Annotated in this window: 7 protein-coding genes, 8 tRNA genes and 2 rRNA genes; 1 reads left to right on the forward strand and 16 read right to left on the reverse strand. The window is 46.3% G+C overall.

What is annotated here, in order from left to right; all coding sequences use genetic code 11:
* Nucleotides 1-10: 10 nt before the first annotated feature.
* From ACFQPF_RS14300 to sigW, 4 genes are all read right to left on the reverse strand, one after another.
* Nucleotides 11-1,261 (reverse strand): CdaR family protein, encoded by a 1,251-nt coding sequence (locus ACFQPF_RS14300; protein WP_379750401.1) that lies wholly within the window; start codon nt 1,259-1,261, stop codon nt 11-13.
* A complete protein-coding gene (cdaA, locus tag ACFQPF_RS14305) occupies nt 1,254-2,078 on the reverse strand; it encodes a diadenylate cyclase CdaA (protein ID WP_379750402.1) in 825 nt (274 codons plus the stop codon). The genes ACFQPF_RS14300 and cdaA overlap by 8 nt, the downstream gene beginning before the upstream one ends.
* A gap of 231 nt (nt 2,079-2,309) precedes the next feature.
* Nucleotides 2,310-2,972: a zf-HC2 domain-containing protein gene (locus ACFQPF_RS14310; protein ID WP_379750403.1), complete on the reverse strand. Its 663-nt coding sequence runs from the start codon at nt 2,970-2,972 to the stop codon at nt 2,310-2,312.
* 10 nt (nt 2,973-2,982) lie between these two features.
* Complete coding sequence (gene sigW, locus ACFQPF_RS14315; protein WP_379750404.1) at nt 2,983-3,558, reverse strand: RNA polymerase sigma factor SigW; 576 nt, start codon at nt 3,556-3,558, stop codon at nt 2,983-2,985.
* A 289-nt stretch (nt 3,559-3,847) separates the two neighbouring features.
* Here sigW and ACFQPF_RS14320 point away from each other — a divergent pair, with 289 nt between their 5' ends.
* Nucleotides 3,848-4,015, forward strand: a complete 168-nt coding sequence (locus ACFQPF_RS14320; RefSeq protein WP_379750405.1) for a Spo0E family sporulation regulatory protein-aspartic acid phosphatase — start codon at nt 3,848-3,850, stop codon at nt 4,013-4,015.
* Nucleotides 4,016-4,049: 34 nt separating this feature from the next.
* On the opposite strand, the gene rocF is transcribed toward ACFQPF_RS14320, so the two are convergent.
* The 12 genes from rocF to ACFQPF_RS14380 form a co-directional block, all read right to left on the reverse strand.
* Complete coding sequence (gene rocF / locus ACFQPF_RS14325) at nt 4,050-4,949, reverse strand: arginase (protein WP_379750406.1); 900 nt, start codon at nt 4,947-4,949, stop codon at nt 4,050-4,052.
* Between the two features lie 111 nt (nt 4,950-5,060).
* Nucleotides 5,061-5,822, reverse strand: a complete 762-nt coding sequence (locus ACFQPF_RS14330) for a TerC family protein (RefSeq protein WP_379750407.1) — start codon at nt 5,820-5,822, stop codon at nt 5,061-5,063.
* 538 nt (nt 5,823-6,360) lie between these two features.
* Nucleotides 6,361-6,436, reverse strand: a tRNA-Ala gene (locus ACFQPF_RS14335).
* A 4-nt stretch (nt 6,437-6,440) separates the two neighbouring features.
* A tRNA-Gly gene (locus ACFQPF_RS14340) sits at nt 6,441-6,514 on the reverse strand.
* Between the two features lie 42 nt (nt 6,515-6,556).
* Nucleotides 6,557-6,641, reverse strand: a tRNA-Tyr gene (locus ACFQPF_RS14345).
* A gap of 66 nt (nt 6,642-6,707) precedes the next feature.
* Nucleotides 6,708-6,783 (reverse strand) — tRNA-Thr (locus ACFQPF_RS14350).
* Nucleotides 6,784-6,788: 5 nt separating this feature from the next.
* Nucleotides 6,789-6,864: transfer RNA gene (locus ACFQPF_RS14355), tRNA-Val, on the reverse strand.
* A 17-nt stretch (nt 6,865-6,881) separates the two neighbouring features.
* Nucleotides 6,882-6,956 (reverse strand) — tRNA-Glu (locus tag ACFQPF_RS14360).
* 4 nt (nt 6,957-6,960) lie between these two features.
* Nucleotides 6,961-7,036: transfer RNA gene (locus ACFQPF_RS14365), tRNA-Thr, on the reverse strand.
* A gap of 2 nt (nt 7,037-7,038) precedes the next feature.
* Nucleotides 7,039-7,113 (reverse strand) — tRNA-Asn (locus ACFQPF_RS14370).
* A 39-nt stretch (nt 7,114-7,152) separates the two neighbouring features.
* A 5S ribosomal RNA gene (gene rrf / locus ACFQPF_RS14375) occupies nt 7,153-7,268 on the reverse strand.
* A 149-nt stretch (nt 7,269-7,417) separates the two neighbouring features.
* Nucleotides 7,418-7,519, reverse strand: a 23S ribosomal RNA gene (locus ACFQPF_RS14380); the annotation flags it as partial.

Below are 7,519 nucleotides of genomic sequence, written 5' to 3' on the forward strand. Positions count from 1 at the left end.
CTCCTTCAGCTTATTGGCTGGTTGTTTTCGTCTTTATAGCAACCGTTGCTTGCAATGCTTCTTCATCGATCGTTACGCCGGCTGGCTTCGACCACCTGACCTTAACAGCATGCTCTCCGTCATCTAGACCGCTGACGTCGAGGACCGCTTTAAAATCGGATGCGGTGAGCCTGTCCAGCACTTCTTTTTTCCCCGTTACTTCAATGTCTATCACACCGCCCACAGGATCAAGGATATCCGCTTCCTGCTCTGACGCAAGACCTTCTATGGTTAGCGGAACATCACGGAACGCTCGGCTAATTTTCGTTTCCTCAACGTCCACTGTCACCTTCACCCGGTCACGTGTCGCCTTCACCCCTTCAGGTATAGAAAGCTCAGCCTCATACGATGTATCCTTCGTAATCTTGCTTAAATCAATTTCCATTGCGGTGATCTCATCAATTTCATCCAGCAGTGACTGAGGTCCGGTCAGCATGACCATCTCAGTGTCTACAATAATCTCATTTAAGCGAAGCCCTTCAGGAAGCTGCCCTTTTTCTTTCACCGACACGGAAACGTTTTTCTTCGGCTTATTAATCGGCACCTTCACACTCGCAGTCTCCGGATTAATCAACACATCCACCACATCACCCTGGCTGTTATACGCCTTAAGAGGGACATTCGTTTCAATTGTTTCCGTCGCCTTGCTCACATCAACAAATCCAGTAATGAACGAAATATCGTTCACAATATCCTCGGCACCCGTCAGCCGCACCGTCTTCGGACTAAACTCAGCCTCACCAGGAGAATACCCTGACGGAAGCTTGCGAATGTTTTTTAAATCGATGTTAACAGGCACATCCTTCGTAACCTTCTTATGAAGCGTTACATTTACAGTCGACGGCTCTACACTCGCCGTCAGACCTTTAGGCACGTTCCGGATTTTCACCTTCACCTTCTTCGGACCCTCTGTTTCCTTTGTTAAATCAATGTATACCTCAAACTCACGATCAACCTTTGTCGTCTTTGTGATCAAACTAGCCGGACCGCTCAAGCGGACATCCACCGATGCCGGCATATCCGTCAGCACATACTTCTGCTGATCAAAATACGGAACGATGCTAATATCGTTAAGCGTCTCGCTCTTTTTAGAAGACATCGTCCAAAGCAGCTTGTTTGCCGTATCTTCTTCCGTTTCCATGCTCACACCCATGGCAAGCATTAACGCAAGCAAAAACGCAATGATCTTCACAAACCAGTTGGAGTTAAGAAGCTTATCCATTCTTCTTCCCCCTCCAATTCCAGCGAGATGAAGAAGACGTTCGATTCGATATAATCAACTCAGCCGTCAGCAGATTCTTCAGCGACTCTTCATCAAGATTACGGTATATCTCCCCGTTCTTCGTCAGCGAAATCGTCCCCGTCTCCTCCGACACTATAACCGTCACCGCATCCGTGACCTCACTCACCCCGATTGCCGCCCTATGACGCGTACCAAGCTCCTTAGAGATAAACGGACTCTCCGTAAGCGGCAAATAACAGCCCGCCGCGAAAATCTGACTCGCTTTAATAATCACAGCCCCATCATGCAAAGGAGTATTCGGAACAAATATATTCGTCAGCAGCTCCGACGTCAGCTTCGCATAAAGCGGAATGCCCGTCTCCACATAATCACTGAGCCCTGTCTCTCTCTCAATTGAAATAATGGCTCCAATACGACGCTTCGCCATATAACTCGTCGACTTGCAAATCGCCGCAATCGACTTTTCCATCTCTTCCTCTTCCGGCATACCCGCCCTTGAAAAGAAACGACCGCGCCCCAGCTGCTCAAGCGCACGCCTCAGCTCCGGCTGGAAAATGATAATAATGGCAAGCAAACCATATGTAATCGCCTTGTCCATCAGCCATTCTAGCGTCTTCAAGTTAAACGCACTAGACAGGAACCACACAAGTATAATCACCGTGATCCCTTTTAAAAGCTGAACCGCCTTCGTACCGCGAATCAGCATGATTAATTTATAGATGACATACGTCACCAAAAGAATATCAATTATTTGAGTTAAATAGCCGTAAATTTCTCCATCCTTGATTGCCAGCATGACAACCCTCCCTCTCGGGTAGTAGCAAAAATTAAATAATAACTGCTCTATTATAGCATAACCATAAAATGCAAACATCCATGGCACTATGCACATCAAAGCCGTACGAAAACAAAAATAAAATATACCTACCTCAAAAACCAAACAAGTCCAAAACCACATTAACTCCGAAGAACATGTTTGCTACCCTCCGTCCAAGAACCAAAACCATCCGAACAACCAAAACAACAACTAATTCCCCACAAAAAAAAGCCCCGGCTCATACCCGCGGCTTTCTGATTTGCTCGTTTCGTCTGCGCCTGGTGTAATGGATTTGAGCTTATACCATATCCATTCGACAACCGCGCCGATTTCTTTACTGTCACCCGTTACTTCACCTGCAGAAGCAAGATATTGATTGCCTTTTACGACCGTCACATCTCCTTCTACCTTGCCTTCTATCCGCACATCCGCGTTCTCGACGACGAGATCGCCTTTAATGACTTCACCTTTTGGAACGGTTACCGTCTTTTCTTTTTCGTTAATGACGAGGTTTCCTTCTCCTTCGATAACGGCCAAATCCTGCTGGTTAAACAGAGTCGTCACCGATGCTGCCATGAACAGCATGAACACAGCAGCTGCCGTCAGGAACGGATGCCTTTTCAGCCACGTTTGCAGGTGGAATTTTCTTTTCTGATAGGGCAATGAGCTCATCACCGCTGCGGTAAACCCAACCGGGGCATGCAGATCCGATGTTTCCAGCTCGTCTAATAGGAAGCTTACCGCCTCATACTCGGCTCGGCAAACAGCGCATTCACCTAAATGAGATTCAAACTGTTCCTGCTCCGATGCATCTGCATCGCCGTCCATCACTTTATTCATTAAGTTATCATAATATTCTTTTTCACAGCCCATACGTTTCACCTCATTTACTTACAGCCGTTTGCTGAAACACTTTCTTTAACGCTTCCCTGCCTCTGTGAATCCTCGTTTTAACCGTCGGAACGGGTATGTCCATCGCCTGGCTGATCTCTTCTAACGACATATCCTCCATATACTTTAAAAGAATGGCCGTCCTGTATTTCTCCGGAAGCTTCAGGATCTCAGCCTGCAGCTCCATGCGTTTCTCCGATTCCGTAATGGTCTCCTCAGGGAGGGGCTCCTTAGACGACAGCTGGCTGTACATGTTCGCACCGTCTGTCCCTGGAACTTCTGCATCAAGCGAGTAATCGGGTTTTTTCTTACGAAGGCGGTCAATACAAAGGTTGGTGGCAATGCGAAAAAGCCATGTCGAAAATTTGTACTCGCCATTATATTTTTCTATGTTCATGTATGCGCGTAAAAACGCTTCTTGTGCTAAATCCTCTGCTTCATGTCGGTTGCCTGTCATACGGTAGCACAGCTGAAAAATCTTATCCTTAAACAAGTCCACAATTCCTTCGTATGCGTCCCTGTCCCCGTTTTTGACCTGGCTGACCATGTTTGCTATAAGGGCGTCCATTTGTCCACCACACCTCGGCTTTACTCTACGAATTAACCTGTAAAAAGGTTTCAACTTACTTCATAACTTTTTTCCACAAACTATCACTTTTTGCTGCGAGGAATCTCGAGGGAGCTAAAAAGTATATGTATCCACTAAGGGCTGACTACATATAGGCGTCAGCCACGTTCTCTTTATTGTATCATTTTATTGAACGTAATTAAATTTGCATACAATTTTTTCAAATAGTGTTTTAATTTTCTAAAATCGGGAATAGTGGGACTAAAGACCAATAAAGGAGTTGTCTGTCTTGAACCGCGACCTTTTACTGATGGAAATTGAACACTCCCGAAAACAAATGAATGAATTGTCCAAACACCTGCCGCTTATTGCGGACGAGGTGGTTGAACTGTCTCAATATATTGACCGCCTTCTCAATGAATTTCATCAATTAAAAACAAAAAAACAGCTGCTTTAGCTCTTCAGCAGCTGTCTTTTTTATGACGAAAGTCTTATAGTAATTTTTCCCCAAACAGCGAGCCCATCAACGCAACCGCTACAGTGGCGGTTTTGTTTCGCTCATCAAGAATTGGATTCACCTCAACAAACTCTGCAGATGTGATGACGTTTGATTCGGCGAGCATCTCCATGGCCAAGTGGCTTTCGCGGTAGCTGATCCCGCCAAGAACCGGCGTTCCTACTCCTGGAGCATCATGCGGATCCAATCCATCCAAGTCCAGACTTAAATGGACACCATCACACGCTGACAAGTAGCTTAACGTCTCCTCCATCACACGTGCCATACCCAGCCTGTCGATCTCGTGCATCGTAAATACCTTGATGCCTTTTTCCTTAATCAGCTCACGTTCCCCATCATCCAATGAACGAGCACCAATTATTACTACATTTTCCGGCTTGATCTTTGGTGCGTACCCTGCGATATTAACGAGCTTTTCATGGCCGATGCCAAGGCTTGCAGCAAGCGGCATTCCATGGATGTTTCCGCTCGGCGAGGTATCAGCTGTATTCAAATCACCATGCGCATCGTACCAAATCACGCCCAAATTCTGATAATGTTCAGCCACGCCTGCAAGCGTTCCAATCGCAATGCTATGATCTCCGCCTAAAACAAGTGGAAAGCGCTTACTTTTAATCGTTTCAGAAACAGCGCGTGCTAGCTCAACACTTGCCTTCTCTACTTCTTGCAGGTTCTTTAAGTTATCATGGCCGGGTGAAGGATTGCTGTCGCGTCGGCCAATCTCAATGTCACCCATATCTGTCACTTCATATTGTAAATTTTCAAGGCGCTCAATCACACCAGCATAGCGAATGGCACTCGGTCCCATGTCGACACCTCGTCGGGTCTGACCTAAGTCCATCGGAACGCCAATTAACGTTATCTCTCTAGCCATTTCTTATAAGCCTCCCCTTCTATTGAAACAAACCTCCTCTTCATTGTAAGCGTACAGCATTTGATGGTTCAACTCTGCAAAACGCTGTATAGATATACTAAAAGCCAGGCATTATGCCGCCTGGCTTTTCTTTGCTTTAGAGAACACCCAACCGCCCACTGCAATTAAAATCAGGACAGTATAGAAAACAGCTTTCCACTCGAATGACTTGGCAAACCCTTCTGGGAGAAGAGCAAGCTCAGGGTGAGATAGGGTATAGACCGCTAATTTTACACCGACCCAGCCGACGATCAAGAACGCTGCGATTTCTAGACCTGGCCTTTCTTTCAAAAGCTTTACAAAATAGTTGGCCGCAAAACGCATAATTATAAGCCCCATCAGTCCTCCTGCAAAAATCACAAGAAACTTTCCGCCATCCAAACCCCCGATTTTCGGAAGCGGCGTATCTGGCAACGTCACCGCCAGCGCTACAGCAGCAAGAATTGAATCGACTGCGAATGCAATGTCTGCCAGCTCAACCTTAATAACAGTCGGCCAGAAGCCTGCTTTCTTTTTCTCCTCTTTTTCCTTCTTATCGTGTTTCTTTACGATCAGCTTTCTAAAAATGTGGTTGGCTGCAATAAATAACAAATACAAAGCTCCTATCGCCTGTACCTGCCATACGTTAACCAGAAACGAAATCGCGAAGAGCGAAGCAAACCGGAATACAAATGCTCCGGCAAGCCCGTAAAACAAAGCCTTCTTACGTTCCTCATCCGGCAGGTGTTTCACCATGATTGCCAGTACAAGAGCATTATCCGCCGCCAATAAACCTTCCAGTGCAATGAGCAATAGCAGCACCGATCCATACTCTGCCAAAATGGTAGCATCCATCAGTAACGCCTCCTATGATTGTTTTTGTATATAAAAAAACCTTCACCAGTCTGGTAAAGGTTTAGTGTGCGCATTTAATCCCTTTACCATAACAGTAAAGGTCTTGCTAACAGCACCGATTTCATTGCGGCTGCTGCCAACAAAGCCGAGAGCCTGCGCTCTGAAATGACGACTTTGCTGTAAAAGCTACTCCCCTTTAGGAGAAGTATTTTGTTACTACTATTGTATGATGGTTGTGTAAGATATGTCAAATATTTTGAGCACATCATGATAATTTCGAAAGAAATCAAAGAAGCCTTGATTTCCGTTACAGGCGCACGCTTTCCGCGGGGTGAGCGGTGAGCCCTTTTGTCGCTACGCGCCTTTAAAAGGTCTCACCTGTCTCACTCCCACACGCTGGAGTCGGCGCCTTTCACTACAATCAACCTAATCAATGAAGAATAACTTAATACGTGGATTATTTTTTAGTGCAAGAATTTTAAAAAGAAAGCAACAAAAAACCTTAAGCTTTTACACTTAAGGTTGTTATGTATGTATATGGTGGAGCTTAGCGGGATCGAACCGCTGACCTCCTGCGTGCAAGGCAGGCGCTCTCCCAGCTGAGCTAAAGCCCCATTTTGGAGCGGGTGATGAGAATCGAACTCACGACCAGAGCTTGGAAGGCTCTTGTTTTACCATTAAACTACACCCGCATATGGTTATTCTGTTCTTTTTCTTTTGATCTTATGTGAAAATGGTGGAGGGGGACGGATTCGAACCGCCGAACCCGGAGGGAGCGGATTTACAGTCCGCCGCGTTTAGCCACTTCGCTACCCCTCCACATGAAAAAAAGCATCATGTGCTTCGTTGTCCTACTTGCTATTTTATTTCGTTAGTAAGTAGAGATGGTGCCGGCTAGAGGACTTGAACCCCCAACCTACTGATTACAAGTCAGTTGCTCTACCAATTGAGCTAAACCGGCATAAATGGTGGAGGATGACGGGATCGAACCGCCGACCCCCTGCTTGTAAGGCAGGTGCTCTCCCAGCTGAGCTAATCCTCCGAATAAGTGATATAAAATGGTGACCCGTACGGGATTCGAACCCGTGTTACCGCCGTGAAAGGGCGGTGTCTTAACCGCTTGACCAACGGGCCAATATGGAGCTTCCAACCGGGCTCGAACCGGTGACCTCTTCCTTACCATGGAAGCACTCTACCTGCTGAGCTATGGAAGCAATGGCTCCACAGGCAGGACTCGAACCTGCGACCGATCGGTTAACAGCCGATAGCTCTACCACTGAGCTACTGTGGAACATTCAAAAAAGAAGCCACATTCAATGTTTTGAGTGTGGCCCAGCGACGTCCTACTCTTACAGGGGGAAACCCCCAACTACCATCGGCGCTGAAGAGCTTAACTTCCGTGTTCGGTATGGGAACGGGTGTGACCTCTTCGCCATCATCACTGGACCTATGTAATCTCAAAACCGTCTGTCATTTGTAGAAGACAAGATAAATCTTACTACGAAAATTCAGATTTTGCAAGAACTTTTTTTCAAAAAAATCTTGCAGCGAAAGATTGCTCTTTCAAAACTAGATATCGACGTTTCCAAACGTATAAGGATAAGCCCTCGACCGATTAGTATCTGTCAGCTCCACGTGTCGCCACGCTTCCACACCAGACCTATCAACCTCATCATCTCTAAGGGGTCTTACTCACT

This window comes from Fictibacillus iocasae (genome assembly GCF_042665465.1).
Taxonomy (GTDB): domain Bacteria; phylum Bacillota; class Bacilli; order Bacillales; family Fictibacillaceae; genus Fictibacillus; species Fictibacillus iocasae.

Coding starts and splice junctions, on each gene's coding strand:
- cdaA (WP_379750402.1), bottom strand. CDS start 2,078: ATGCTGGCAATCAAGGATGGAGAAATTTACGGCTATTTAACTCAAATA.
- rocF (WP_379750406.1), bottom strand. CDS start 4,949: ATGGCTAGAGAGATAACGTTAATTGGCGTTCCGATGGACTTAGGTCAG.
- ACFQPF_RS14310 (WP_379750403.1), bottom strand. CDS start 2,972: ATGGGCTGTGAAAAAGAATATTATGATAACTTAATGAATAAAGTGATG.
- sigW (WP_379750404.1), bottom strand. CDS start 3,558: ATGGACGCCCTTATAGCAAACATGGTCAGCCAGGTCAAAAACGGGGAC.
- ACFQPF_RS14300 (WP_379750401.1), bottom strand. CDS start 1,261: ATGGATAAGCTTCTTAACTCCAACTGGTTTGTGAAGATCATTGCGTTT.
- ACFQPF_RS14330 (WP_379750407.1), bottom strand. CDS start 5,822: ATGGATGCTACCATTTTGGCAGAGTATGGATCGGTGCTGCTATTGCTC.